23 protein-coding genes are annotated in these 26,235 nt (G+C 66.5%); 9 read left to right on the top strand and 14 right to left on the bottom strand.

The window, feature by feature from the left end; translation table 11 throughout:
- Positions 1 to 47: 47 nt before the first annotated feature.
- The 5 genes from iscA to uvrB all read right to left on the bottom strand — a co-directional run bounded on the left by iscA (position 48) and on the right by uvrB (position 4,991).
- Positions 48 to 371 carry an iron-sulfur cluster assembly protein IscA gene (gene iscA / locus ACMGEZ_RS11465; protein ID WP_086923481.1) on the bottom strand — a complete coding sequence of 108 codons (324 nt, stop codon included), beginning with the start codon at positions 369 to 371 and terminating at the stop codon, positions 48 to 50.
- 1 nt (position 372) lies between these two features.
- A complete protein-coding gene (gene iscU / locus ACMGEZ_RS11460; RefSeq protein ID WP_436822387.1) occupies positions 373 to 789 on the bottom strand; it encodes a Fe-S cluster assembly scaffold IscU in 417 nt (138 codons plus the stop codon).
- A gap of 21 nt (positions 790 to 810) precedes the next feature.
- On the bottom strand, positions 811 to 2,031 hold the full coding sequence (locus ACMGEZ_RS11455) for an IscS subfamily cysteine desulfurase (protein ID WP_436822386.1): 1,221 nt from the start codon (positions 2,029 to 2,031) through the stop codon (positions 811 to 813).
- 72 nt (positions 2,032 to 2,103) lie between these two features.
- Positions 2,104 to 2,640, bottom strand: coding sequence for a Fe-S cluster assembly transcriptional regulator IscR (iscR, locus tag ACMGEZ_RS11450; protein WP_068672852.1), 537 nt, complete (start codon positions 2,638 to 2,640; stop codon positions 2,104 to 2,106).
- 242 nt (positions 2,641 to 2,882) lie between these two features.
- A complete protein-coding gene (gene uvrB, locus ACMGEZ_RS11445) occupies positions 2,883 to 4,991 on the bottom strand; it encodes an excinuclease ABC subunit UvrB (protein ID WP_436822385.1) in 2,109 nt (702 codons plus the stop codon).
- A 128-nt stretch (positions 4,992 to 5,119) separates the two neighbouring features.
- Here uvrB and ACMGEZ_RS11440 point away from each other — a divergent pair, with 128 nt between their 5' ends.
- The 4 genes from ACMGEZ_RS11440 (at position 5,120) to ACMGEZ_RS11425 (ending at position 9,121) form a co-directional block, all read left to right on the top strand.
- Positions 5,120 to 6,316 carry an amino acid aminotransferase gene (locus ACMGEZ_RS11440; protein WP_436822384.1) on the top strand — a complete coding sequence of 399 codons (1,197 nt, stop codon included), beginning with the start codon at positions 5,120 to 5,122 and terminating at the stop codon, positions 6,314 to 6,316.
- 112 nt (positions 6,317 to 6,428) lie between these two features.
- Positions 6,429 to 7,844 carry a polyhydroxyalkanoate depolymerase gene (locus ACMGEZ_RS11435; RefSeq protein WP_436822383.1) on the top strand — a complete coding sequence of 472 codons (1,416 nt, stop codon included), beginning with the start codon at positions 6,429 to 6,431 and terminating at the stop codon, positions 7,842 to 7,844.
- A 15-nt stretch (positions 7,845 to 7,859) separates the two neighbouring features.
- On the top strand, positions 7,860 to 8,489 hold the full coding sequence (locus tag ACMGEZ_RS11430; RefSeq protein ID WP_436822382.1) for an RnfABCDGE type electron transport complex subunit B: 630 nt from the start codon (positions 7,860 to 7,862) through the stop codon (positions 8,487 to 8,489).
- The gene (locus ACMGEZ_RS11425; protein WP_436822381.1) at positions 8,486 to 9,121 is read left to right on the top strand and encodes a LysE family translocator; all 636 of its coding nucleotides are present in this window, start codon (positions 8,486 to 8,488) and stop codon (positions 9,119 to 9,121) included. Before ACMGEZ_RS11430 ends, ACMGEZ_RS11425 begins: the two co-directional genes overlap by 4 nt.
- A 4-nt stretch (positions 9,122 to 9,125) precedes the next feature.
- Here the strand turns inward: ACMGEZ_RS11425 and ACMGEZ_RS11420 are convergent, their stop codons facing one another.
- The 5 genes from ACMGEZ_RS11420 to scpA are packed head-to-tail and all read right to left on the bottom strand — an operon-like array spanning position 9,126 to position 16,476.
- Positions 9,126 to 9,614, bottom strand: a complete 489-nt coding sequence (locus ACMGEZ_RS11420) for a VOC family protein (RefSeq protein WP_436822380.1) — start codon at positions 9,612 to 9,614, stop codon at positions 9,126 to 9,128.
- Positions 9,615 to 9,627: 13 nt separating this feature from the next.
- Positions 9,628 to 11,676, bottom strand: a complete 2,049-nt coding sequence (locus ACMGEZ_RS11415) for an acetyl-CoA carboxylase biotin carboxylase subunit (protein WP_436822379.1) — start codon at positions 11,674 to 11,676, stop codon at positions 9,628 to 9,630.
- A 17-nt stretch (positions 11,677 to 11,693) separates the two neighbouring features.
- Positions 11,694 to 13,226: an acyl-CoA carboxylase subunit beta gene (locus tag ACMGEZ_RS11410; RefSeq protein ID WP_436822378.1), complete on the bottom strand. Its 1,533-nt coding sequence runs from the start codon at positions 13,224 to 13,226 to the stop codon at positions 11,694 to 11,696.
- A complete protein-coding gene (gene meaB, locus ACMGEZ_RS11405; RefSeq protein WP_436822576.1) occupies positions 13,223 to 14,311 on the bottom strand; it encodes a methylmalonyl Co-A mutase-associated GTPase MeaB in 1,089 nt (362 codons plus the stop codon). The genes ACMGEZ_RS11410 and meaB overlap by 4 nt, the downstream gene beginning before the upstream one ends.
- Positions 14,312 to 14,313: 2 nt before the next feature.
- Positions 14,314 to 16,476, bottom strand: coding sequence for a methylmalonyl-CoA mutase (gene scpA, locus ACMGEZ_RS11400; RefSeq protein ID WP_436822377.1), 2,163 nt, complete (start codon positions 16,474 to 16,476; stop codon positions 14,314 to 14,316).
- Between the two features lie 116 nt (positions 16,477 to 16,592).
- Between scpA and ACMGEZ_RS11395 the strand changes: the two genes are divergently transcribed.
- The gene (locus tag ACMGEZ_RS11395; protein ID WP_436822376.1) at positions 16,593 to 17,240 is read left to right on the top strand and encodes a GntR family transcriptional regulator; all 648 of its coding nucleotides are present in this window, start codon (positions 16,593 to 16,595) and stop codon (positions 17,238 to 17,240) included.
- Between the two features lie 374 nt (positions 17,241 to 17,614).
- Here ACMGEZ_RS11395 and dusA read toward each other — a convergent pair whose 3' ends face one another.
- Entirely contained in the window at positions 17,615 to 18,571 is a 957-nt protein-coding gene (dusA, locus tag ACMGEZ_RS11390) for a tRNA dihydrouridine(20/20a) synthase DusA (protein WP_436822575.1), read from the bottom strand.
- A 387-nt stretch (positions 18,572 to 18,958) separates the two neighbouring features.
- Here dusA and ACMGEZ_RS11385 point away from each other — a divergent pair, with 387 nt between their 5' ends.
- Together ACMGEZ_RS11385 and ACMGEZ_RS11380 are read left to right on the top strand one after the other, a co-directional pair.
- Positions 18,959 to 23,392 (top strand): DEAD/DEAH box helicase, encoded by a 4,434-nt coding sequence (locus ACMGEZ_RS11385; protein ID WP_436822375.1) that lies wholly within the window; start codon positions 18,959 to 18,961, stop codon positions 23,390 to 23,392.
- A gap of 136 nt (positions 23,393 to 23,528) precedes the next feature.
- Positions 23,529 to 24,005 carry a response regulator transcription factor gene (locus ACMGEZ_RS11380; protein WP_436822374.1) on the top strand — a complete coding sequence of 159 codons (477 nt, stop codon included), beginning with the start codon at positions 23,529 to 23,531 and terminating at the stop codon, positions 24,003 to 24,005.
- Between the two features lie 13 nt (positions 24,006 to 24,018).
- On the opposite strand, the gene ACMGEZ_RS11375 is transcribed toward ACMGEZ_RS11380, so the two are convergent.
- Together ACMGEZ_RS11375 and ACMGEZ_RS11370 are read right to left on the bottom strand one after the other, a co-directional pair.
- Positions 24,019 to 24,384: a hypothetical protein gene (locus tag ACMGEZ_RS11375; protein WP_436822373.1), complete on the bottom strand. Its 366-nt coding sequence runs from the start codon at positions 24,382 to 24,384 to the stop codon at positions 24,019 to 24,021.
- A complete protein-coding gene (locus ACMGEZ_RS11370) occupies positions 24,381 to 24,560 on the bottom strand; it encodes a hypothetical protein (RefSeq protein WP_436822372.1) in 180 nt (59 codons plus the stop codon). The genes ACMGEZ_RS11375 and ACMGEZ_RS11370 overlap by 4 nt, the downstream gene beginning before the upstream one ends.
- 501 nt (positions 24,561 to 25,061) lie before the next feature.
- On the opposite strand from ACMGEZ_RS11370, the gene ACMGEZ_RS11365 reads away from it, so the two are divergent.
- The gene (locus tag ACMGEZ_RS11365) at positions 25,062 to 25,439 is read left to right on the top strand and encodes a helicase SNF2 (RefSeq protein WP_436822371.1); all 378 of its coding nucleotides are present in this window, start codon (positions 25,062 to 25,064) and stop codon (positions 25,437 to 25,439) included.
- A gap of 139 nt (positions 25,440 to 25,578) precedes the next feature.
- On the top strand, positions 25,579 to 25,842 hold the full coding sequence (locus tag ACMGEZ_RS11360; RefSeq protein WP_436822370.1) for a hypothetical protein: 264 nt from the start codon (positions 25,579 to 25,581) through the stop codon (positions 25,840 to 25,842).
- A 27-nt stretch (positions 25,843 to 25,869) separates the two neighbouring features.
- Here ACMGEZ_RS11360 and ACMGEZ_RS11355 read toward each other — a convergent pair whose 3' ends face one another.
- Positions 25,870 to 26,088 carry a hypothetical protein gene (locus ACMGEZ_RS11355; protein WP_436822369.1) on the bottom strand — a complete coding sequence of 73 codons (219 nt, stop codon included), beginning with the start codon at positions 26,086 to 26,088 and terminating at the stop codon, positions 25,870 to 25,872.
- Positions 26,089 to 26,235: the final 147 nt, after the last annotated feature.

The raw sequence follows: 26,235 nt of genomic DNA, 5'->3' as shown, positions 1-26,235 counted from the left end.
CAGCCCATGACCGGGTGGTGGCGGCTTGGACGGAAAGCGGTGGAAAGTCAGATACGGAAGCTTTCGCCGCAGCCGCAGCGGTCACGCTCGTTCGGGTTGTTGAACTTGAAACCCTCGTTCAGCCCCTCGCGCACGAAGTCGAGCTGCGTGCCGTCGATGTAAGCGAGGCTCTTGGGGTCGACCAGCACTTTCACGCCATGGTCCTCGAAGACCACGTCCTCGGGCGCCATCTCGTCCACGTACTCGAGCTTGTAGGCCAGGCCCGAGCAGCCCGTGGTCTTGACGCCCAGCCGCACGCCCACCCCCTTGCCTCGCTTGCCGAGGTAGCGGGTGACATGGCGCGCGGCGGCTTCGGTCAGGGTCACGGCCATGTCAGTGAGCGGCTTCCGTCGTCGCCGCAACGGTCGCGCCGCGTTTGGCCTTGTAGTCGTTGACGGCCGCCTTGATGGCGTCTTCCGCCAGGATCGAGCAATGGATCTTGACCGGCGGCAACGCCAGCTCTTCGGCAATCTGCGCGTTCTTGAGCGCTGCCGCCTCGTCGAGCGTCTTCCCCTTGACCCACTCGGTCACCAGCGAGGAGGAAGCGATCGCAGAGCCGCAGCCATAGGTCTTGAAGCGCGCGTCTTCGATGACGCCCGTCTCGGGGTTGACCTTGATCTGCAGCTTCATGACGTCACCGCATGCGGGTGCGCCGACCATGCCCGTGCCCACCGAATCGTCGCCCTTTTCGAAGGAGCCGACATTGCGGGGGTTTTCATAATGGTCAATGACCTTGGATGAATATGCCATGGGGTACCTCTCAGTCTTGGTTCAATGCGCCGACCACTGGATCGTGCTGATGTCTATGCCGTCCTGGAACATCTCCCAGAGCGGGCTCAGTTCGCGCAGCTTGGCGACGTTGTGCTTGATGGTCGAGACCGCGTAATCGATCTCTTCCTCGGTGGTGAAGCGGCCGATGGTCATGCGCAGGCTGCTGTGGGCGAGTTCGTCGCTGCGGCCGAGCGCGCGCAGCACATAGCTCGGCTCCAGGCTGGCCGAGGTGCACGCCGAGCCGCTGGACACCGCAAGGCCCTTGATGCCCATGATCAGCGACTCGCCCTCGACATAGTTGAAGCTCATGTTGAGGTTGTGCGGCACGCGGTGCTCGAGGTCGCCGTTGATGAAGACCTGCTCGACGTCCTTCAGGCCTTCGAGCAGGCGCTGCTGCAGCGCGCGCGCCTTGGCGATGTCCTGCTTCATCTCGAGCTTGGCGATGCGGAAGGCCTCACCCATCCCGACGATCTGGTGAGTGGGCAGGGTGCCGGAGCGCATGCCGCGCTCGTGGCCGCCGCCGTGCATCTGGGCTTCCAGCCGGACGCGCGGCTTGCGGCGCACGTACAGGGCGCCGATGCCCTTCGGGCCGTAGGTCTTGTGCGAAGCCAGGCTCATGAGGTCGATCGGCAGCGTCTTGACGTCGATCTCGACCTTGCCTGTGGCCTGCGCCGCGTCGACGTGGAAGATCACGCCCTTTTCGCGGCAGATCGTGCCCAGCGCCACGACGTCCTGGATCACGCCGATCTCGTTGTTCACGAACATCACGCTCGCGAGAATGGTGTCCGGTCGGATCGCGGCCTTGAAGGCGTCCAAGTCGAGCAAGCCGTTTTCCTGCACGTCCATGTAGGTCACCTCGAAGCCCTGGCGCTCGAGCTCGCGCATGGTGTCGAGCACTGCCTTGTGCTCCGTCTTGACCGTGATCAGGTGCTTGCCCTTGCCCTTGTAGAAATGGGCTGCGCCCTTGAGCGCCAGGTTGTTCGACTCGGTGGCCCCGGACGTCCAGACGATTTCGCGCGGGTCAGCGCCGATCAGGTCGGCCACCTCGGTGCGCGCTTTCTCCACCGCCTCTTCCGCTTCCCATCCCCAGGCGTGGCTGCGTGATGCCGGGTTGCCGAAGTGCTCGCGCAACCAGGGAATCATCGCGTCGACCACGCGCGGGTCGACCGGCGTCGTGGCACCGTAGTCGAGATAGATCGGGAAATGGGGAGTGACATCCATGGCTGGCTCGGGCTGGCGTGGGGTTGACGTTCTCTGGGAATCTTCGACGCGGCGCCATGTGGCGCCGCCGCATCAGGACTTGGCGAAGGCGTTGCCCAGGGCGAACACCGAATTGGGCGCATTGACCCGGATCGGCTTCACCACAGGCTGGCTCGAGATCGCCCGCTTGACGGCCGGCTTGTTCTCGATCTGCACGCCCTTGGCGATCTGGTCGTCCACCAGCTTCTGCAGCGTGACGGAATCCAGGAATTCGACCATGCGCTGGTTCAGCGAAGCCCAGAGCTCGTGGGTCATGCAACGGCCGGCCTCGCCCAGGCAGTTTTCCTTGCCGCCGCACTGCGTCGCATCGATGGGCTCATCGACGGAAACAATGATGTCGGCGACAGTGATCTCCGAAGCCTTGCGACCCAGCGAGTAACCGCCGCCGGGGCCGCGGGTCGACTCGACCAGTTCATGCCGGCGAAGCTTGCCGAAGAGCTGCTCGAGGTACGACAGAGAGATCTGTTGCCGCTGGCTGATTGCGGCCAGCGTGACCGGACCGGTGTTCTGGCGCAGGGCCAGATCGATCATGGCTGTGACCGCAAAACGGCCTTTGGTTGTGAGACGCATCGCAAGCTCCTTTGAGTGCTTACCGTTGAAAAGACACCTTGGCGTTGTGGGCTTTGGTGACGCCGTCTCCGCCCTTCCCGGCCCGCTTCCGCTGGTGATCCAATCGGTAAGAGCCGGTCCTTCATCGCGAAGTTCTTTTTTCCTGACTATTTCGCTCAAGTATAACAGAAGGCCCTCCGCTCTGCTCGGGTAAACCCGATTGCAGGTTGGGAGGGCCGCTGGCGGTGCACTGTTCTCGGTACTCAGGGGACAACGTTGTCCTTGCCAGGGGCGCCGAACGCCTGCTCCCGCAGCTGCGCCAACTGGTCGCGCACCCGCGCCGCCTTCTCGAACTCGAGGTTGCGCGCATGCTCGAGCATCAGCTTTTCCAGCCGCTTGATCTCCCGAGCCATGTCCTTTTCCGACATGTCCTCGACCTTGGCGCGCTCCAATTCGCGCTTGGCGGCTTCCTTGCCGGCCTTCTCGCTGTACACGCCGTCGATCAGGTCCCGCACCTGCTTGACGATGCTGCGCGGCGTGATCCCATGGGCCTGGTTGTAGGCGATCTGGCGCGCCCGGCGCCGTTCGGTCTCCCCGATGGCCTTCTTCATCGACTCGGTCATGCGGTCGGCGTAGAGGATGGCCTTGCCGTTCATGTTGCGCGCCGCGCGGCCGATGGTCTGGATCAGCGAGCGCTCGGCACGCAGGAAGCCCTCCTTGTCGGCATCCAGGATTGCAACCAGCGAAACCTCGGGAATGTCCAGTCCCTCCCGCAGCAGATTGATGCCGACCAGCACATCGAAGGTGCCGAGCCGCAAGTCGCGCAGGATCTCCACCCGCTCGACCGTGTCGATATCGCTGTGCAGGTAACGCACCTTGACGCCGTTGTCGCCCAGGTAGTCGGTCAGCTGCTCGGCCATGCGTTTGGTCAGCGTGGTGATCAGCACGCGCTCGTTCTTGTCGACGCGCAGCCGGATCTCCTGTAACACGTCGTCCACCTGGTGGGTGGCAGGGCGGACCTCGACCTCCGGGTCGATCAGGCCGGTCGGCCGCACCAGTTGCTCGACCACGTTGCCGGCATGGTCCATCTCGTACTGCGCCGGCGTGGCGGACACGAAGATGCACTGCCGCATGCGGGTCTCGAACTCGTCGAACTTGAGCGGGCGGTTGTCCAGCGCCGAGGGCAGTCGAAAGCCATACTCGACCAGCGTGGTCTTGCGAGCCCGGTCGCCGTTGTACATGCCGCCCAGCTGGCCGATCATCTGGTGGCTCTCATCGAGGAACATGAGCGCGTCCTTCGGCAGGTAGTCGGTCAGCGTGGCTGGCGGCTCGCCCGGCGCCGCTCCGGAGAGATGGCGTGTGTAATTCTCGATGCCCTTGCAGTGGCCGATCTCGGCCAGCATCTCGAGGTCGAAGCGGGTGCGCTGCTCGAGCCGTTGGGCCTCGACCAGCTTGCCCTCGCCCACCAGCTCCTTGAGTCGCTGGTCGAGCTCGATCTTGATGGTTTCGACCGCCGTCAGCACCTTGTCGCGCGGCGTCACGTAGTGGCTGGACGGGTAGACGGTAAAGCGCGGGATCTTCTGCCGGATGCGCCCGGTCAGCGGGTCGAAGAGCTGCAACGTCTCGATTTCGTCGTCGAAGAGCTCGATGCGGATTGCCAGCTCGCTGTGCTCCGCCGGGAACACGTCGATGGTGTCGCCGCGCACCCGGAAGGTACCGCGCGTGAAGTCCTGCTCGTTGCGCGTGTACTGCATGCGGATGAGTCGCGAGATCACGTCGCGCTGGCCGATCTTGTCGCCGACGCGCATGATGAAGCGCATCTGGGTGTAGTCCTCGGGTGTGCCGATGCCATAGATCGCGCTCACGGTCGCGACGATCACCGTGTCGCGGCGCTCCAGCACGCTCTTGGTGGCCGACAAGCGCATCTGCTCGATGTGCTCGTTGATCGAACTGTCCTTCTCGATGAACAGATCGCGTTGCGGCACGTAGGCCTCGGGCTGGTAGTAGTCGTAGTAGCTCACGAAGTACTCGACCGCGTTCTTCGGGAAGAACTCGCGAAACTCGCTATAGAGCTGCGCCGCCAGCGTCTTGTTGGGCGCGAACACGATCGCCGGGCGGCCGAGCCGGGCGATGACATTGGCCATGGTGAAGGTCTTGCCTGAGCCGGTCACGCCCAGCAGGGTCTGGTAGACCTCGCCGTCGCGCACGCCCTCGACGAGGCCCTGGATTGCCGCCGGCTGGTCGCCCGCCGGGGGATAGGGCTGGTAGAGCTCGAAGGGCGAGTCCGGGAAGTGGATGAATTCGCCCGGCTTGACGGGGCCGACGGGCTCGGCCTCGGGCCGATCCGGAATGACTTCGGTGATTTCAGGCATGGCGTCCAGGGGAGGTGCGGGTCGGCCGGTAAAATTCAAGCGAACTCGTGAGGCTAACCGACCCGCGAGCCATGGCGCAAACCCGGATGCAGCCGGGCGCGAATCGCATCACCAAAGGACTTTCTTCCATGTCAATGTTCACCGCCGTCGAACTGGCGCCGCGCGACCCGATCCTGGGCCTCAACGAACAGTTTGCCGCCGACAGCAATCCCAACAAGGTCAACCTCGGCGTCGGCGTCTACTACGACGACGACGGCAAGCTCCCCCTGCTGCGCTGCGTGCAAGCGGTCGAGGAGGACATGATCAAGGCGCCCAAGGCGCGCGGCTACCTGCCCATCGACGGCATTGCCGCCTATGACGAAGCGGTGAAGGGCTTGGTCTTCGGCGCCGGCAGCGAACCCGTAACAGCCGGCCGCGTCGCCACCATCCAGGGCATTGGCGGCACCGGCGGCCTGAAGGTCGGCGCCGATTTCCTCAAAAAGCTCAACCCCAAGGCCAAGGTGCTCATCAGCAACCCAAGCTGGGAGAACCATCGCGCCCTCTTCACCAACGCCGGCTTCGTGGTCGAGGAGTACCCGTACTACGACGCCGCCAAGCGCGGCATCGACTTCGACGGCATGCTGAGCGCACTGAACGCCGCCCCGGCGGGCACCATCGTCGTGCTGCACGCCTGCTGCCACAACCCGACGGGCTACGACATCCGCGCCGACCAGTGGGACCAGGTGGTTGCCGCCGTCCAGGAGAAGCAGCTGGTCGCCTTCCTGGACATGGCCTACCAGGGCTTCGGCTACGGCATCCAGGAAGACGGGGCAGCGATCGGCAAGTTCGTCGCAGCAGGCCTGAACTTCTTCGTCTCGACTTCGTTTTCCAAGAGCTTCAGCCTCTACGGCGAGCGCGTGGGTGCCCTTTCCGTACTCTGCGAGAGCAAGGAAGAAGCCAGCCGCGTGCTGAGCCAGCTCAAGATCGCGATCCGCACCAACTACAGCAACCCGCCCACGCATGGCGGCGCGGTGGTCGCAACCGTGCTGGGCACGCCAGAGCTGCGTACCCTCTGGGAGAAGGAGCTCGGGGAGATGCGCGACCGCATCAAGCTGATGCGCCACAAGCTGGTGGATGGCCTGGCCGCGGCCGGCGTGAAGCAGGACATGCACTTCATCACGGACCAGATCGGCATGTTCAGCTATTCCGGCCTGAGCAAGGACCAGATGGTGCGCCTGCGCCAGGAGTTCGGCGTGTACGGCACCGACTCCGGCCGCATGTGCGTGGCCGCCCTCAACAGCAAGAACATCGACTACGTCTGCCAGAGCATCGCGAAAGTGTTGTGACGTTCCGACCGGGCGCCCTGTGTGCCTGGGTTTGGGAAATTTCTGGCCGGAACAATTAGCACACTCAGGGACTCAACTGATATATTGCACTGCAACATTTGTTGTCATTCCCATGCTCTACCAACTTTACGAAGCACAGCGCTCTCTCATGGAGCCCTTTGCCGATTTCGCGCAAGCTGCTTCCAAACTCTATGGCCAAGGCGGCGTCTTCGGCCAGACCCCGTTGGCGCAGCGCATGGCGGCCGGCTACGACCTGCTCTACCGACTGGGCAAGGACTATGAAAAGCCGGAATTCGGCATCAAGACGGTGCGAGTCGACAACGACGACGTGGTCATCCAGGAGGTCGTCGAGATCGACAAGCCCTTCTGCCAGCTCCGCCGTTTCAAGCGCTTCACCGACGATCCCAAGACCCTGCAGACGCTCAAGGCCCAGCCCGTGGTCCTGATCGTGGCGCCACTGTCCGGCCACTACGCCACGCTGCTGCGCGATACGGTACGCACCATGCTGCAGGACCACAAGGTCTACATCACCGACTGGGTCAACGCCCGCCTGGTTCCGCTGTCCGAGGGCCAATTCCACCTCGACGACTACGTCAACTACATCGAGGAATTCATTCGCCACCTGCAGGCGGAGTACGGCAACTGCCATGTGATCAGCGTCTGCCAGCCCACCGTGCCGGTGCTCGCGGCGGTATCGCTGATGGCCAGCCGCGGCGAGAAAGTCCCGTTGTCGCTGACCATGATGGGGGGCCCCATCGATGCCCGCAAGTCGCCCACCGCGGTCAACAACCTGGCGATGAACAAGAGCTACGAGTGGTTCGAGAACAACGTGATCTACCGTGTGCCGGAGGGCTTCCCGGGCGTGGGCCGGCGGGTGTACCCCGGCTTCCTGCAGCACACGGGCTTCGTCGCGATGAACCCGGACCGTCACGCAAGCAGCCACTACGACTACTTCAAGGACCTGATCAAGGGCGATGACGCCAGCGCCGAGGCGCACCGAAAGTTCTACGACGAGTACAACGCCGTGCTCGACATGGATGCCGACTACTACCTGGACACCATCCGCACCGTGTTCCAGGAGTTCGATCTCGTCAACGGCACCTGGGAGGTGAAGAGTCCCGATGGGACGCGAGAGCTCGTTCGTCCGCAGGACATTCATTCGACCGGCGTGCTCACGGTCGAGGGCGAGCTGGATGACATCTCCGGAGCCGGCCAGACGTGTGCCGCCCACGACCTGTGCACCGGCGTGCCGCCGGAGCACCAGCGCCACTACGAGGTCAAGGGCGCGGGCCACTACGGCATCTTCAGCGGGCGCCGCTGGCGCGACAGCGTGTACCCGGAGGTGAAGGCCTTCATCTCGGCCCACGACAAACCGCAGAAGCGCGCCGGGCGACCCACTGTGTCGGCGGAAGACACGATCAAGGCCCCCGCCGCGCCCAAGAAGATCAAGGTCGCCGCAGCGGCAAAAAAGCCCGCCGTCGCGCGCAAGTCCGCGCCGGTGCGCCGCGCACGCGGCGCTGCGCGCTAGCGCAAGGATCCGCCAGTGAACGCGCTGGCCCGGCGCATCCTGGACGCGCTGCCGCAGACGCAGTGCACGCGCTGCGGCTATCCCGATTGCGCGGGCTATGCCGAGGCGATCGCAGCCGGCGAGGCCGGCATCCACCAATGCCCGCCGGGCGGCGCCGAAGGGGTGGCGCGCCTGTCACGCCTGACCGGCCGGCCGGTGCGGCCCATCGACCCGCAGTTCGGCACCGAAGGCGCCCGCATGATGGCGGTCATCGACGAGGCCTGGTGCATCGGCTGCACGCTGTGCCTCGATGCCTGCCCGACCGACGCGATCCTGGGCATCCACAAGCGCATGCATACCGTGATCGAGGCCCACTGCACCGGCTGTGAGCTCTGCATCCCCGTCTGCCCGGTGGACTGCATCTCGCTCGACGTGGCCACGCCGGGAAAGAGCGGCTGGCAGGCCTGGTCGCAGGCGCAGGCAGACGAGGCGCGCCGCCGCTACGAGGCGCATCGCCGCCGCCACGGCAAGGAAGACGAGTTGTCCACGGCCGCGCCGCTGCCAGAGGCCGCTGCGCCAGATCGCAAACGCGCGATCGTCGAAGCGGCTCTGGCGCGTGCACGTGCCGCCGCGGCGTCACGAACCGATCCGAAAGCACGACCATGACGCTCGACACCCTGCTCCTCTACATGATTGCCTCCGTTGCGCTGGCGATCACGCCTGGCCCCACCATGCTGCTGGCGATGTCCAACGGCATCGCAGGCGGCATGCGTCCCGCGGTCTGGGGCATCGTGGGCGCGTCGCTGGGGGCTGCCATCCTGATCGCCGTGGTGGCGCTGGGGCTGGGCTCCTTGCTCGCGGCCTCGGAATGGCTGTTCAACGCCATCCGCGTGGCCGGCGTCGCCTACCTGGTCTGGCTCGGCGTCAAGATGTGGCGCAGCCAGCCGATCGACATCCACGCGGCGCTCGCCGCATCGCCCGCCGATGCCCTGAGCAGCCGCACCGCTTTCCTGCGCAGCCTCACAGTGGCACTGTCGAACCCGAAGACACTGCTCTTCTTTGCCGCATTCCTGCCGCAGTTCGTCGACACCGCCGGCCCGCAAGGACCGCAATATGCGGTGCTCGGCGCCATCTTCATCGGCATCGATACCTGCGTCATGCTCGGGTACGCCACGGCCGGCGCGCAGGCCGTGCGCTGGCTCTCTCGACGCAGCCTGCGCCTGCTCAACCGCGGCTGCGCGGCGGGCATGTGGCTGCTGGCCGCGACGCTGGCCGTCTGGCGGCGCCCAGGCGCCTGAAGCGTCAGCCCGCGGCCAGCGCGGCAAAGGCCGCCACCACTTCCGGTGGCGCCTGCACCAGCTCGATCAACACCCCTTCGCCCGCGATCGGGGACTCCTCGTTGCCCTTGGGATGCAGGAAGCAGATGTCGAAACCGGCAGCTCCCTTGCGGATCCCGCCCGGCGCGAAGCGCACGCCCTGAGCCGTGAGCCAGCCGACCGCGGCAGGCAAATCATCGATCCACAGGCCCACGTGGTTGAGCGGCGTGGCGTGCACCGCCGGCTTCTTGTCGGGATCCAGCGGCTGCATCAGGTCGACCTCCACCTTGAAGGGGCCGCTGCCGATCGCGCAGATGTCCTCGTCGACGTTCTCGCGCTCGCTGCTGAAGCTGCCAGTGACTTCCAGTCCCAGCATCTCCACCCACAGTGTCCGCAGCCGCGTCTTGTCCGGCCCGCCGATCGCGATCTGCTGGATGCCCAGCACCTTGAACGGGCGCACTTGCGAGGTTGTCATGCGACGGTCTCCTTCACGCGAATTCCAGGATCACCTGGTCCACCGCGAGCGACTCGCCCTTGGCGGCCGAGATGCTGCCGACCACGCCGTCCTGCGAGGCGAGGAGCACGTTCTCCATCTTCATCGCCTCGATCACGGCGAGCTTTTCGCCGGCCTGCACCTGCTGGCCCGGCTGCACGGCAATTTCGACCAGGAGCCCCGGCATCGGCGACATCAGGAACTTGCTGAGGTCCGGCGGTGCCTTGTAGGGCATGAGCTTGAGCAGCCTCGAGCCCAGTGGCGACAGCACCATCGCCTCGATCTGCTTGCCGTTGTGTGCGATGCGCAAGGCCAGGGGCCTCTTGCCGACGCCGCGCTCGACCTGCGCAGTGAAGCCGCGGCCGTTCACGCTGCCCTCGACCCGGATGCTGCCCAGCGCCGCCTGGCTTTCGATCTTGTAGGTGTTCGCGCCCACCATCACCGCGCTCGAACCCGAGGAACCCTGGTAGTCGGTGACGGTCACGGGCTGATGTACATGCTCCCCCTTGGCATCGAGGACGACGACCACGAACTGCTCGCCCACCTTCACGCCGTGCCCCTCCAACTGGCCGCTGATGCGCGAGGCCCGGGCGCGGTAGCGCCGATGCATGTAGGCGGCCAGCGCGACCAGAAAGTCCGGGTCGTCGTGCGGCACGTCCTCGGCGCGAAAGCCCTTGCCGTAGTGCTCGGCGATGAAGCCGGTGTTGAACGCGCCGCTCACGAACTTGGGATGCGCCAGCAGCGCCGCCTGGAAGGGGATGTTGCTGCTGATGCCGCGAATCACGAAGCCGTTGAGCGCCTCGCGCATCAGCGCGATCGCATGCGTTCGGTCGCGCCCGTGCACGATCAGCTTGGCGATCATCGAGTCGTAGAACATCGGGATCTCGCCGCCGTCGTAGACACCGGTGTCGACGCGCACGCCGTACAGGTGCTCCGTGTCCGCGGAGAACATCGTCTCCTTCGGCGGCTGAAAGCGCACCAGGCGCCCGGTCGACGGCAGGAAATTCCGGAACGGGTCTTCCGCATTGATGCGGCACTCGATCGCCCAGCCCTCGCGCTTCACATCCTGCTGCGCGAGCGGCAGCTTCTCGCCGGCGGCGACGCGGATCATGAGCTCGACCAGGTCCAGCCCCGTGATCGCTTCGGTCACCGGATGCTCCACCTGCAGCCGCGTGTTCATCTCGAGGAAGTAGAAGCTCTGGTCCTTGCCGACCACGAACTCCACCGTGCCTGCGCTCTGGTAGTTCACCGCCTTGGCAAGCGCCACCGCCTGCTCGCCCATGGCCTTGCGGGTTGCTTCGCTGATGAAGGGTGACGGCGCCTCCTCGATCACCTTCTGGTGGCGGCGCTGGATCGAGCATTCGCGCTCGTTCAGGTAGATCACGTTGCCGTGCGCATCGCCCAACACCTGGATCTCGATGTGGCGCGGCTCCTCGACGAACTTTTCGATGAACACGCGATCGTCGCCGAAGCTGTTGCGCGCTTCGTTGCGGCAGGAGGTGAAGCCGTCGAACGCGTCCTTGTCGTTGTGAGCCACACGCAGGCCCTTGCCGCCGCCGCCGGCCGAGGCCTTGATCATTACCGGATAGCCCACATCCCGCGCGATTTCGACTGCGCGCTCCGCCGTCTCGATCGCGTCGTTCCAGCCCGGGATGGTGTTGACCTTGGCCTCGTTCGCGAGCTTCTTGGAAGCGATCTTGTCGCCCATGGCGGCGATCGAGTAGTGCTTCGGGCCGATGAAGACGATGCCCTCCTCCTCGACCTTCTTCGCGAAGCCCTCGTTCTCGGAAAGAAAGCCATAGCCGGGATGGACCGCCTCGGCGCCGGTCTTCTTGCACGCCGCGATGATGCGATCGGCTTGCAGATAGCTCTCGCGGCTGGGCGAGGCGCCGATGTGCACGGCCTCGTCGGCCAGCTCCACATGACGTGCGTCCTTGTCGGCGTCGGAATAGACGGCCACCGTCAGGATGCCCATCTTCTTCGCCGTCTTGATGACTCGGCAGGCGATCTCACCGCGGTTGGCAATTAAAATTTTCTTGAACATGCTGTGTTCTCCCGTCCTCAGAGCGGAATGTTCCCATGCTTGCGCCACGGGTTGTCGAGCTTCTTCTCGCGCAGCATGACCAGGCTGCGGCAGATGCGCTTGCGCGTCTCGCTGGGCAGGATCACGTCGTCGATATAGCCACGCGTGCCGGCCACATAGGGGTTGGCGAAACGGGCCTTGTACTCGGCCTCGCGCGCGGCCAGTTTGTCGGGGTCGTTCTTGTCCTCGCGGAAGATGATCTCCACCGCGCCCTTGGCGCCCATCACCGCGATCTCGGCGCGCGGCCAAGCCAGGTTGACGTCGCCGCGCAGGTGCTTGGAGGCCATCACGTCATAAGCGCCGCCGTAGGCCTTGCGCGTGATGACGGTGATCTTCGGCACGGTGCACTCCGCATACGCGTAGAGCAGCTTGGCGCCATGCTTGATGATGCCGCCGTACTCCTGGCTGGTGCCGGGCATGAAGCCGGGCACATCGACGAAGGTGACGACCGGGATGTTGAAGGCATCGCAGAAGCGCACGAAACGAGCCGCCTTGATCGAGGACTTGATGTCCAGGCAGCCGGCCAGCACCAGCGGCTGGTTGGCGACGATGCCCACGCTCTGCCCATCCATGCGCGCGAACCCGATCACGATGTTCTTCGCGTAGTCGGGCTGCAGTTCGAAGAACTCGGCGTCGTCGACCACCTTCGTGATCGCCTCCTTGATGTCATAGGGCTTGTTCGGGTTGTCGGGCACCAGGGTGTCGAGCGACAGGTCGGCGCGATCGGCCGGGTCGCCGCTGGGCCGCACGGGGGGCTTCTCGCGATTGTTGAGCGGCAGGTAGTTGTAGAGGCGGCGCAGCATCATCAGCGCCTCCACGTCGTTCTCGAAGGCCATGTCGGCCACGCCGCTCTTGGTGGTGTGCGTGGTGGCACCGCCCAGCTCCTCGGCGGTGACGTCCTCGTGCGTCACTGTCTTCACCACCTCCGGGCCGGTGACGAACATGTAGGAGCTGTCGCGCACCATGAAGATGAAATCGGTCATGGCCGGCGAGTAGACGGCGCCGCCGGCGCAGGGGCCCATGATCATGCTGATCTGCGGCACCACGCCCGAGGCCATCACGTTGCGCTGGAACACCTCGGCGTAGCCGCCGAGCGATGCCACGCCTTCCTGGATGCGCGCGCCGCCGGAGTCGTTGAGGCCGATGACGGGCGCGCCGACCTTCATTGCCTGGTCCATCACCTTGCAGATCTTCTCGGCGTGGGCTTCGCTGAGCGCGCCGCCGAAGACAGTGAAGTCCTGGCTGAAGACGAACACGAGCCGGCCATTGATCATGCCGTAGCCGGTGACCACGCCATCGCCCGGAATCTTCGTTTCGGCCATGCCGAAGTCGCTGGACCGGTGCTCGACGAACATGTCCCACTCCTCGAAGGTGTTGTCGTCGAGCAGCAGCTCGATGCGCTCGCGCGCCGTCAGCTTGCCCTTGGCGTGCTGCGCGTCGATGCGCTTCTGCCCGCCGCCCAGCCGCGCCTGGGCGCGCCGTTTTTCGAGTTGTTCGAGGATCTCTTTCATGGTCCTGTTCCGGAAGTGATGTTGATGTGTTCTTCGAAGGGCCTGGCCTGTCCGACCTGCGCCGCGAGCAGGTTGCGCGCCGCGGTCGACGCGGGCAGCGTCCCGGCCGCCACCTGGGCCAGGATCTGCGGCAGCAGCTCGCGCACCTTCGGGTGCTGGCGGAAGGCCTGCTTGAGGCCCGCGTCGATGCGTTCCCACATCCACGCGAGCGCCTGTTTCTCGCGCCGCGCGGCGAGCTTGCCGGTCGCGGTCTGCAGGGCCTTGAACTGCAGCACGGTGTCCCAGAAGGCGTCGACGCCCGTGCCCAGCAAGGCGCTGGATTGAATCACCTTGGGTTGCCACTGGCGCAGCGTTGCGTCGGCGCCGTGCACGACGTGCGCATGCACCGGATTGCCGTGATGGCCGAAGAGCCGCAGCGCGGAGGTGATCTGGGCCTGCGCGCGCGTCGCCGCGTCCGGGTCGATGTCGGCCTTGTTGATGACCACCAGGTCCGCCAGCTCCATCACGCCCTTCTTGATCGCCTGCAGGTCGTCACCGGCATTGGGCAGCTGCAGCAGCACGAACATGTCGGTCATGCCCGAGACCGCGGTCTCGCTCTGGCCGACGCCCACGGTCTCGACGATCACGATGTCGTAGCCGGCGGCCTCGCAGACCAGCATGGCCTCGCGCGTCTTCTCGGCCACGCCGCCCAGCGTGCCGCTCGACGGACTGGGGCGGATGTAGGCACGCTCGTGCACCGAGAGCCTTTCCATGCGCGTCTTGTCGCCGAGTATGGAGCCGCCGGAAACCGTGGACGACGGGTCGATGGTGAGCACCGCCACCCGATGCCCGCGATCGATCAGGTACAGGCCCAGCGTCTCGATGAAGGTGGACTTGCCCACGCCGGGCACGCCCGAGATGCCCAGGCGGAAGGATTTGCCGGTGTGCGGCAACAGCGCGGTCAGCAGTTCATCGGCCTGTGCGCGATGGTCGGCCCGGGTGGATTCGAGCAGCGTGATGGCCTTCGCGATGGCGCGGCGCTGCCGTGGGCCTTCGGCCCCGGCAAGCGCTTCGGCCGTTACCAGGCTTCGAGCCGCGGCAGGCATGCTCAAGCCGCGACCGCCGCGCGAATCTGCTCCAGCACGTCCTTCGCACTGGCCGGAATGGGCGTCCCAGGCCCGTAGATGCCCTTGACCCCGGCCTCGTACAGGAACTCGTAGTCCTGCCGCGGAATCACGCCACCGACGAAGACGATGATGTCGTCCGCGCCCTGCTTCTTCAGCTCTTCGATGATGGCCGGCACCAGCGTCTTGTGCCCCGCGGCCAGCGTGCTGACGCCCACCGCATGCACGTCGTTCTCGATCGCCTGGCGCGCGCATTCCTCGGGGGTCTGGAACAGCGGGCCCATGTCGACGTCGAAGCCCAGGTCGGCGAATGCGGTGGCGACCACCTTGGCGCCGCGATCGTGGCCGTCCTGGCCGAGCTTGGAGATCATCACGCGCGGACGCCGGCCCTGCTCCTCGGCAAAAGCGGCGATTTCCTTCTGCAGTGCTCCCCAGCCTTCGGCCGAATCGTAGGCGGCGGCGTAGACGCCCGTCACCTTCTGCGTGTCGGCGCGATGGCGGCCGTAGACCTTCTCCAGCGCGTCGCTGATCTCGCCCACCGTGGCGCGCAGGCGCACGGCATCGATGCTGAGCGCCAGCAGATTGCCCTTGCCGCTCTCGGCTGCCGCGGTCATCGCGTCGAGCGCGGCCCGTACCTTGGCGGCGTCGCGCTTCTCACGCACGGCCTTGAGCCGCGCGATCTGGCTGTCGCGCACCTTGACGTTGTCGATCTGCAGGATGTCGTGCGTGTCCTCGTTCTGCAGCCTGTACTTGTTGACGCCGACGATCACGTCCTGCCCCGAGTCGATGCGCGCCTGCTTGTCGGCCGCTGCCGCCTCGATCTTGAGCTTGGCCCAACCGCTGTCCACCGCCTTGGTCATGCCGCCCATGGCCTCGACTTCCTCGATGATGGCCCAGGCTGCATCCGCCATGTCCTGGGTGAGCTTCTCCATCATGTAGCTGCCGGCCCACGGATCGATCACGTTCGTGATGTGAGTCTCTTCCTGGATGATGAGCTGCGTGTTGCGCGCGATGCGCGCGCTGAACTCGGTAGGCAACGCGATCGCCTCGTCCAGCGCATTGGTGTGCAGGCTCTGGGTGCCGCCGAAGACCGCGGCCATGGCCTCGATGGTGGTGCGCACGACGTTGTTGTACGGGTCCTGCTCGGTGAGGCTCCAGCCCGAAGTCTGGCAGTGGGTACGCAGCATCAGGCTCTTCGGGTTCTTGGGGTTGAACTCCTTCATGATCCGGCACCAGAGGAGGCGCGCCGCGCGCATCTTGGCGATCTCCAGGTAGAAGTTCATGCCGATGGCCCAGAAGAAGCTCAGCCGCCCCGCGAAGCCGTCGACATCCAGCCCCTTGGCCAGCGCCGTCTTCACGTACTCCTTGCCGTCCGCCAGCGTGAAGGCCAGCTCCAGCGCCTGGTTGGCGCCGGCCTCCTGCATGTGGTAGCCGCTGATGGAGATCGAGTTGAACTTCGGCATCTTCTCCGCGGTGTACGCAATGATGTCGCCGATGATCCGCATCGAGGGCTCGGGCGGATAGATGTAGGTGTTGCGGACCATGAATTCCTTGAGGATGTCGTTCTGGATGGTCCCCGAGAGCTGGTCTTGCGCCACGCCTTGCTCCTCGGCCGCGACGATGTAGCCGGCCAGCACCGGCAGCACTGCGCCGTTCATCGTCATCGAGACGCTGACCTTGTCCAGCGGGATCTGGTCGAACAGGATCTTCATGTCCTCCACGCTGTCGATGGCCACTCCGGCCTTGCCGACATCGCCGGTCACGCGCGGATGGTCGCTGTCGTAGCCGCGGTGCGTCGCCAGGTCGAAGGCCACGCTCACGCCCTGCCCGCCGGCGGCCAGCGCCTTGCGATAGAAGGCGTTCGACTCCTCCGCGGTGGAAAAGCCCGCGTACTGCCGGATGGTCCAGGGGCGTACGGCGTACATCGTGGCCTGCGGGCCACGCAGATAGGGCTCGAAGCCGGGCAGCGTGTCGGTGTACTTCAGGGCCTTGAGATCGGCCGCGGTGTAGAGCGGCTTGACCGTGATCCCGTCGGGCGTGATCCAGTTCAGCGCTTGCAGGTCGCCGCCGGGAGCCGACTTGGCTGCAGCCTTGGCCCAGGCTTCGAGTGTCGCGGTTTGGAAGGTCGGTTCGGGTTTGCTGCTCATGGCGCCGCTTTGCGAGTGGAAGGGGATGTCTGCGCAAGCGCGCGCGACGATTTCGATGCGAGTCTAACCCCTGTAATTATTAATTCAAAGACCCGGCGTTGCGGTACATTTCGCGCATGTCCGCCCTCACCCTGACCCCGCGCGCCCTCTACGAAGAGGTGGCGGAGCTGCTGCGTCAACGCATCTTCAACCGCGAGCTGGAACCCGGCAGCTGGATCGACGAGCTCAAGCTGGCGGAGGAATACGGCATCAGCCGCACGCCGTTGCGGGAAGCGCTCAAGGTGCTGGCGGCCGAAGGCCTCGTGACGATGAAGGTGCGGCGCGGCGCCTACGTGACCGAGGTGTCGGAGAAGGACCTCGCGGACGTCTATCACCTGCTCAGCCTGCTCGAGAGCGATGCCGTCGGCGTGGTGGCCGAGCGGGCCTCCCCGGCAGAGCTGGCCGAGCTCGAAGCCCTGCATGCCGAGCTCGAGGCCGCCGCGGCGCCGGGCAAGGTCGATCGTGCTCACTTCTTCGCCATCAACGAACGCTTCCATATGCGCATCCTGGCAATGGCCGACAACCGCTGGCGCGACCAGATGGTGGCCGACCTGCGCAAGGTGATGAAGCTCAATCGCCACAACTCGCTGCTGAAGTCGGGGCGCATTGCGGAGTCGCTGGCCGAGCACCGCGCGATCATGGAAGCGCTCGCCCGCCGTGATGCGAGTTCAGCGGTCAAGCGCATGCAGGATCACTTCAGGAACGGGCTCGAAGCCGCAGCCTGAGAGGCAGTTCGCGAAAACAGGTCGCGAGCCGGGCATCGGGCCGAGATCCTGAACAGACGCTGAAACATGCTGAGCGGTTCGAAGACTAACGGTGTCTTCCCGATGCACCCGGGCACCGGTCAGCCCACCTACACCGTGCAACTCACGGGTCTCGATCAGTTCACGTCCACATCGCTCGCTGAGATCTTGCGCATTCTTGTGGCGCAAGGTGTTGGTGGCATTGGCGCTCTTCGCAGTTTGGCTTGAAGAGGCCACCGCATCAGAATAGTCGTTGCCGATAGACCAGGAACCCGGGCCGTGAAACGCGGCACCAGGCAGTGCGCAACGCCGGGTGCCGCAAACACGACGTGCGTCCAGCGTGCGCCGTCCAGCTGTTAGCCGCCAACAAACTCCGACTGCGGCATCGCATCGTGCGCCCGCGCCATCACCTCGTGCGGCGGCAGCGCCTTGAGGCGATGGTCGCTCCAGACCTGGCGCCAGCGGCGCGCACCCGGCAGGCCGTTGCGAAGCCCCAGCATGTGGCGCGCGATGTTCGGCCACGGCGTGCCGTGCTCGGCCGCCTCGCGGGCCATGTAGTCGCACATCCTGCGCTCCACGTCTTCGCGCGTCAGGGCGGCGGGCGGCTGCCGGTAGAAGACCTCGTCCCACTGTGCGAGCCACCACGGGTTGTGGTACGCCTCGCGCCCGATCATCACGCCGTCGAGCAGCCGCAGATGCGCCTGCATCTGCGCGTTGTCGTTGAAGCCGCCATTGATCGAGATGGCGAGCTCGGGAAAGTCGTGCTTGAGCCGGTGCACCAGCTCGTAGCGCAGCGGCGGCACCTCCCGGTTCTGCTTGGGCGACAGGCCCTTCAGCCAGGCATTGCGCGCGTGGACGATGAAGGTGCGGCAGCCGGCCTCGCTCACCATGCCGACGAAATCGCGCACGAATTCATAAGACTCGGTCTTGTCGATGCCGATGCGGTGCTTGACCGTGACCGGCACGCTCACCACATCGACCATGGCCTTCACGCAATCGGCCACGAGCTGCGGCTCGTTCATCAGGCAGGCGCCGAAAGCGCCGCGCTGCACGCGCTCGCTGGGGCATCCGCAGTTGAGGTTGATCTCGTCGTAGCCCCAGTCCTCGCCCAGCTTCGCGCAATGCGCCAGCTCGGTCGCCTCGCTGCCGCCCAACTGGAGGGCGACCGGATGCTCCTCGGCGTCGAAGCGCAGATGGCGGGGGACGTCGCCATGGATCAGCGCGCCGGTGGTCACCATCTCGGTGTAGAGCAAGGCGCGGCGGGTCAGCAGCCGGTGGAAGTAGCGGCAGTGGCGGTCCGTCCAATCCATCATGGGCGCGACCGAGATGATCTTTTCGTTGTCGTTCAGCAAACTGGATTCATCGTTTGGACCGTGGCGGGCCCGTAGTTTCTCACGGGGTCCGTGCCCTGGCCGCACAGCAGACGCGTCTGCGGCCCGACCCGCCGGACCCAAAAAAAGGCTCGCACGAAGCGAGCCAAATGATTGCCTTTGCAGCAATCCCCCAGAGAAACCATGGACGTAGTTTGCGCCGATTCCGCCAGGAAGCGCGTGAAGAAATAGACGGATCGCTGACCAGAAGCTGATGCTTTGTGACGGCGCTGCCAGATCGCGTGCCTTTTTGCGCGGCCGCTCCCGCGGGCACGGCCGCGACCCTGTCCGTCGTGCTGCTCGACGCCCGCGCCGCAGGCCCAATCTCCCATGAATCGCGGACTTCGCCGCAGCCGCGTAACATGCCTCGGCAGCGGCCGCCGTCCGGGCCGCCCTACCCGCTCTCCGCCCGTGCCATTCGCCGAATTCCACCCTGCCGTCAGCGGCTGGTTCAGCCGCAGCTTTCCCGCACCGACCGAAGCGCAGAAGGCCGCCTGGCCCGCCATTCGCGCCGGGCGCCATACGCTGGTCGCGGCCCCGACCGGCTCGGGCAAGACGCTGACCGCCTTCCTCGCCGCCCTGGACGGGCTGGTGCGCCAAGGCCTTGCGCCCGGCGGCCTGCCGGACGAGACGGCGGTGGTGTATGTCTCGCCCCTCAAGGCGCTGTCCAACGACATCCGCCTGAACCTCGAAGCGCCGCTTGCGGGCATCCGCGCGGAACTGGCGGCACTGGGCCTGCCGGACGTGCAGATCCGCAGCGCCGTGCGCACCGGCGACACGCCGTCCAGGGACCGCCAGCAGAGCCTGCGTCAACCGCCGCACATCCTCGTGACCACGCCCGAGTCGCTCTACGTGCTGCTCGGCTCGGCCTCGGGCCGGCGCATGCTGTCCACGGTGCGAACGGTGATCGTCGACGAGATCCACGCCATCGCCGCAGGCAAGCGGGGCAGCCATCTGTCGCTCTCGCTGGAGCGGCTGCAGTCGCTGTGCGGCCGACCCCTCACGCGCATCGGCCTGTCGGCCACGCAGAAGCCGATCGACGAGGTCGCGCGCTTTCTGGTGGGCGCGGGCGAGGTGCATGAAGGCGTGGCCGACTGCGAGATCGTCGACATCGGCTACGCCAAGGAGCGCGACCTCGCCCTCGAGCTGCCCGAGCAGCCGCTGGGCGCGGTCATGACCCACGAGCAATGGGACCAGGTCTATGCGCGCGTGGCCGAGCTGGTATTGCTGCATCGGACCACGCTGGTCTTCGTCAACACCCGTCGCATGGCCGAGCGCGCCGCCCGCCATCTCGGCGAGCGCCTGGGCAAGGAAGCGGTGGCTGCGCACCACGGGAGCCTTGCCAAGGAAGCGCGGCTCGATGCCGAGCAGCGCCTCAAGCGCGGCGAGCTCCAGGTGCTGGTGGCGACTGCCTCGCTGGAGCTCGGCCTGGACATCGGCGACGTCGACCTCGTGTGCCAACTGGGCTCGCCGCGTTCCATTGCCACCTTCCTGCAGCGCGCCGGGCGCTCGGGCCACGCCGTGGGCGGCACGCCCAAGGCGCGCCTCTTCCCGCAGTCGCGCGACGAACTGGTCGAGTGCGCGGCCTTGCTGGACTGCATCCGCCGCGGCGAGCTCGACGCCTTGCGCGTGCCACGGGCCCCGCTCGACGTGCTCGCGCAGCAGATCGTGGCCGAGACCGCCAGCCGCGAATGGGATGAGGACGCGCTGTTCGCCCTGGTGCGCCGCGCCTGGCCCTATGCGCAGCTTGCACGGGAGCAGTACGACGCCGTGGTTCGCATGCTGGCCGAGGGCTTCGCCACCCGCAACGGCCCGCGCGCCGGCTATGTGCACAAGGACGCAGTGCATCACCGGCTGCGCGAGCGCCGGGGTGCCCGACTCACCGCCCTGACCTCGGGCGGCACCATCCCCGAGACCGGCGACTACAGCGTGCTGCTGGAGCCGCAGGCGCACCAGATCGGGACGGTGAACGAGGACTTCGCGGTCGAGAGCCTGGCCGGGGACGTGTTCCAGCTCGGCAATACCAGCTACCGCATCCTGCGCATCGAACCCGGCCGCGTGCGCGTCGAGGACGCGCAGGGCGCAGCGCCCAACATTCCCTTCTGGCTGGGCGAGGCGCCGGGGCGCAGCGACGAGCTGTCCTTCGGCGTCTCGCGGCTGCGCGAGGAGCTCGGCGACCACATTGCCGCACACGACGCGGACAGTGCCGTGCGATGGCTGCGGGAGGTCATCACGCTGTCCGAGGATGCCGCTCGCCAGCTCGTCGACCACCTGGCGCGCACGCTCGCCGTCCTGGGCGTGCTGCCGAGTCAGCGGCAGATCGTCTTCGAGCGCTTCTTCGACGAATCGGGCGGCATGCAGCTGGTCATCCATTCGCCCTTCGGCAGCCGGCTCAACCGCGCCTGGGGCCTGGCGCTGCGCAAGCGCTTCTGCCGCAAATTCAACTTCGAGCTCCAGGCCGCGGCGACCGAGGACGCGATCGTGCTGTCGCTGTCGACCAGCCACAGCTTCGCGCTCGACGAGGTGGCGCGCTACCTGCATTCGGCCACCGCGCGCGACGTGCTGGTGCAGGCCCTGCTGGACGCGCCGCTCTTCGGCGTGCGCTGGCGCTGGAACGCAACCACCGCCCTGGCCCTGCCCCGCTTCGTCGGCGGCCGAAAGGTGCCGCCGCAGCTGCAGCGCATGAAGTCCGAGGATCTGCTGGCCAGCGTGTTCCCGGATCAGGTGGCCTGCGCCGAGAACCTGGCCGGCGAGCGCGAGATCCCCGACCATCCGCTGATTGCGCAGACGCTGGACGACTGCCTGCACGAGGCGATGGATGCCCAAGGCTGGCTGCGCCTGCTGCGCCGCATGGAGGCGGGCGAGGTACAGGTGAGCGCACGCGACCTGCCCGCCCCTTCCCCGCTCGCGGCCGAAGTGCTGAACGCGCGACCCTACGCCTATCTCGACGACGCGCCGCTGGAGGAGCGGCGCACGCAGGCCGTGCAGAGCCGGCGCTACGCCGATCCCGAGAGCGCGGACGATCTGGGCCGCCTCGACGCGAACGCGATCGAGAGCGTGCGCGAAGAGGCCTGGCCGAGTCCGCGCCATGCGGACGAGATGCACGAAGCGCTCAACGGCCTGGCCGCGCTCACCGATGAAGAGGCCGCTCGCGATCCCGCGTGGAAGCCCTGGCTCGCAGCGCTCGCCGACGCGGGTCGCGCGACCCGCCTCCTGCCGGCCGGCACGGACGCGGGCCTGTGGGTGGCGGCCGAACGCCTGTCGCTTGCACGGATGCTCTATCCCTCTGCCACCCAGCAGCCGGCGATCGAGCCGCCGGCCGAGTACGCGCGGGGCCCGTCGACGCGCGACGAAGCACTGCGCGAGCTGCTGCAGTCGCGCCTGGGCGGACTCGGGCCGATGTCCACGCGCTTGCTGGCGCGACAGCTTCAGCTGCCCGAGGCCGAGCTCGAGACGGCGTTGCTCGGCCTGCAGAGCGAAGGCCTGCTGTTGCAGGGGCGCTTCACGCCCGGCGCCGCGGAGCCCGAATGGTGCGAGCGCCATCTGCTGGCCCGCATCCACCGCTACACCCTCAAGCGACTTCGGCGCGAGATCGAGCCGGTCGAGCCGCGCGACTTCGCGCGATTCCTCTTCGAGTGGCAGCATGTGAGCGCCGCCTCCAGGGTCAGCGGCCCCGAGGCGCTGGCCGGCGTGCTGACCCAGTTCGAAGGCTACGAGGCGCCCGCCGCGCTGTGGGAGGCCGAGCTGTTACCAGCCCGCGTCAACGACTACGCGAGCGCCTGGCTGGACGATCTCTGCACCGCCGGCCGCGTCATGTGGACGCGCCTGCGCCCCAGCGCACCCGAGAGCCGGACCGGCCGCGCCGGCACCTCGCTGCGCGCCACCCCGGTCCTGCTGCTGCCGCGGCGCAGCGCCGCACTGTGGACCCAACTCGCCCCGGTACCCGCCGACGATGCAGTGCTGGGCTCGCGCGCGCAGCGCGTGGCTGCCTGGTTGGGCGAACGCGGCGCCTCCTTTTTCGACGAGATCGCAGACGGCGCCCGCCTGCTGGGCACCGAACTCGAGGATGCGCTGTCCGAGCTCGTGGCGCGCGGCCGCGTGCGCTGCGACAGCTATGCGGGCTTGCGCGCCCTGCTGGTTCCCGCCTCGAAGCGCTCGGCTTCCCATTCGTCCGCTCGGCGCCGGCGCGGCGCCCTGTTCGGCATCGAGGACGCCGGGCGCTGGTCGCTGGTGCGGCCGTCCTCGCCGGGAGGCGAGAACTCGGCTTCCGATGCCGTCGAGCAGGTCGCACGCGTGCTGCTGCGGCGCTACGGCGTGATGTGCTGGCACTTGATCGAGCGCGAGGCTGCGTGGCTTCCGCCCTGGCGCGAGCTGGTGCGCACCTACCGGCGGCTGGAGGCCCGCGGCGAGATCCGCGGCGGCCGCTTCATCGCCGGGCTGTCGGGCGAGCAGTTCGCGCTGCCGGAGGCCATCGGGCTGATGCGCAACGTGCGCCGGCAACCACCGGATGCGAGCCTGGTGTGCCTCTCGGCGGCCGATCCCGCCAATCTGCTGGGGAGCGTGTTGCCGGGTAACCGGGTGCCGCGCGTGCCGGGCTCGCGCGTGCTCTACCGGGGCGGCGTGCCGATCGCGACCAGCACCGCGGGCGAGATCCAGATCCTTGCGACGCTGGATGCGGCGCTGGAGAAGGAGGCGCGCAAGGCGCTGACGCTGGATCCTGCCTGGCGCCCGACGGCCACGGTGGCGCAGACGGTACCGGGCTGAGGACTGGTCTCGTCCTCTCCGCGGTGGCGACCTGCCGGCACCAGGGCGGCGACAGCGATTCGCGGCCTGCTCCTACAACCGCTGTCTCGATACGCGCCAATGCTCCTGCTCCCCGGAAGATATGGAGGATTCCCCGATGACCAGCGACGCAGCATGTTCAACCGATGCATGCTGCAGCTTGCGCGTGCTGGTGGTGGAAGACGATCCCGAGGTTCTGGAGGCGTCTCTCGAAGCCCTCGAGCTGCTCGGCCACTGGGCCACGGGCGTGCGCAGCGCCGAAGGCGCGATCATTCGCTTCCTCGAAGGCGCCTTCGATGTAGTGCTCGTCGACGTCGGACTGCCCGGGCTCTCCGGCCTGGAGCTGGCCGACAAGCTCCGGACTCGCTGCGGATTGCCGATCATCTTCGCGACCGCCAGCCAAGCGCCCGAGAGGCCGACCGCCGGCACCTTGTGGCTGTGCAAGCCTTTCAGCATAGAGCAACTCGGCGATGCGTTGCGCCAGGCCGCTCGACTTCGTCCCGCGCCTGCATCCCCTTCGATGCTCCCGCCAACGTCGGCCCCGCTGTCGTCCGGTGCCAGCTGCCGCGCTGAAGCGAGCAGCGCCAGTCGTTGACGCCGGAGGGCGCTCAGCCCCGCTGGCACCTTGCGTAGACCAGTGCCAGATAGTCGGCGTGCTTGCGAAGACTCTCGAGCTGCTGCACCGTGTTGCCCTGGATCGGATCCTTCGGGTCGAGGCGCAGCTCGCCATCGGGCAAGAGGATGAAGTGGGTCTTGCCGGCCGGAGCTCCGCTCGGATCCTGTGCGCTGACATAGCCGCACGCCGTGCCCGTCTTCTTGTTGTAGAAGACACCTGAGAGGCTTGCCGTGCCGGGCTCTGAGAGCCTGCTCTTCACGCGGGCCTCGGCCTGCCACACCGGCCAGTAGAACCACCAACCGCCAAGGCAGGCAATAAAGATGGCGAGGCTGGCAAGCAGACAGACGACGACTCTCATGGCGTGTCCTTGTCATCGGGTTGCACGAACTGCATCGCGAACCGGCCCAGGGGGGTCAGTTCCGTCACCGTCGCAGTCCCTTGGCGGCCGGCCGCCGCCGAGAACGAGGCCTTGACCCAGCCGCCATCCTTCAGAATGCGCAGCGCCTCGACGTCCTCCATCGAAGTGAAGACCATCGGTAGTGGTCCGTTTGCCACGCGCTGAAGCACCCTATAGGAGGACAAGGATGCCTCCGCAGGTCCGCGGGGAAAAAGGGTGGGGCTCCGTCTCGGGACGTGAATGCATGTAGCCAATTGTAATTACATGTAGTACTTACAGGCTACTCATCTCGTGCATCATTTCACGAAAAGATGCAGGCGAAGATTCAGGTCGCGGGGACTCCTCATGTAGCTGGCCGCCCGCCGCCTCTTCTGCAAGCGACTGCTCCTCTTCCGGAGCGGGCGAAACGGCGGGTTCAAGGCCGGGCGACCCGCCCCATTGTTTCCACCAGGAAAACGCCGTGATTCCCAATGGCTAGGGTTTTTACCTAGCTTTTGGCGCAAACTTCATCCCACAGAGCAGCCATTCACTGTTCTGAAAGTGAACAGGGCACCGAGCGAGGTGGCCGTCCCCTCCGGACGACGACCCCACCCAAGACCGGTTCGAAATCAATCCCCAGTCATTTGCAAGGAACTGAAATGAAAACCTCGAAGATCATCGCCGCAGCCGCTCTTTCCCTTCTCGCCGCAGCCGGCGCTCAAGCCGAAACCTATGAAGGCGTGCACGCGCCCGTGTCGGCCAACAGCCGCGCCGACGTGAGGACCCAGGCCGTTGCCGCCGCGCACAGCGAGAACCCGTACGCCGAAGGCGTCTCGTCGCGCGTCGCGCCCTCCCTGACCGCAGCTGCCGACCGCGGCGTCGTGCGCAATGAGGCCGTGGCCGCCGCACACAGTGCCAACCCCTACGCCGAGGGTTATGGGCAAGGCGTGACGTCGGTGCTGGCCAGTACCGTCGACCGCGCCACGGTTCGCGCGGAAGCCCGCGCTGCCGCTCGCGGCCAGCAACTCGCGCTGTAAGCGCCACGCGCATCGCGCGCGACAAGCCGGGACCATGCGAAATGCATGGCCCCGGCTTTTTTTCTTCTGCCGAAACGGGGGCCGTGTATCAAGAATGGGAATGCTCTGCGCGCCGGAGCGCGGCACAATCTCGTTCAGCATGACGCAGCAATTGCCCCACCCTGACGACCTGAGCGATACGGAGCTCGCGCAACAGGCCCAAGCCTGGCGGCGTTTGGCGCTTCGCGGCGACCGCAACGCGCGCGCCCCCGCACACGCCTACGAGACCGCACTGCGCGAGCGTGTGCGCGCCTCGATGGCCGCAGAACTGATCGCCTCCGCCTCCGCCGCCGCGCCCGAACCCAAGCGCCCATGGTGGCGCCGCTTGTGGCCCCTGTCGCCGGACGAGCGCGTCACATCCTGAGCCAGCCGGCGCTGCCGCCCTGATCCTTCAATTGCGGGGACCGTTGTTGCCGAACAACTTTCGCATGGCTGCGACGCCGGCCACCAGGGCGTTGGCGTAGGTCGCCTGCGGATCGCTCGCCGCCTCGAGCGGCAGGTACGGGAGCGCATCCTCCATGGCGTAGTCGGTGCCTTCCATCAATACCCAGTAGAACTCCCCTTCTTCGAGTTCGTGCACGGTCAGCGCGATATTTCGCAATTGCGACATGGGGTTAGGAGGGGTTTTCCAAGTGAGCCGTTCGATCCTAGTCAGCGGCCCCCGCAGAGACTAGCCACAATTTCACGCTTTTGTCGCAATGTGACTAAAAGTTGTCAGGTCTGGGAGCCGCTGCCTAACCGACGCAGTCGAACGTGC

Source organism: Variovorax stachyos, from assembly GCF_051400855.1.
Lineage (GTDB): Bacteria > Pseudomonadota > Gammaproteobacteria > Burkholderiales > Burkholderiaceae_C > Variovorax.
The sequence above is the reverse complement of the archived record's forward strand: the minus strand, read 5'-3'. Positions and strand labels throughout refer to the sequence as shown.